Below are 229 nucleotides of genomic sequence, written 5' to 3'. Positions count from 1 at the left end.
AAATTTTACTGAAAACCTTATAGGCATTTGATGCCAAGTTCCCAGCTTCATTGATTTCATCCTGTGTAGCTTCTGTATATGTGTTTTCGTTTTCTAAATTAAGTTGCGGATTAAATGTTTTATGTTCTTTACCGCCTTTAGCAGATAACGTTTTTTCTATATAATTTTTTCCTGTAATCATAAGTTTTTGATCCTTTGCAGATGCGTTGCAACATCTACAGGTTTGTAA

1 pseudogene is annotated in these 229 nt (G+C 32.3%); it reads right to left on the bottom strand.

What is annotated here, in order from left to right:
• Positions 1 to 181: pseudogene (locus tag ACY2RT_RS15810) on the bottom strand (aldehyde dehydrogenase (NADP(+))); the annotation flags it as partial.
• Between the last annotated feature and the right edge of the window lie 48 nt (positions 182 to 229).

It is taken from the genome of Ulvibacter sp. 2210JD10-4, from assembly GCF_058148525.1.
This window is presented reverse-complemented; position numbering and strand designations above follow the sequence as displayed.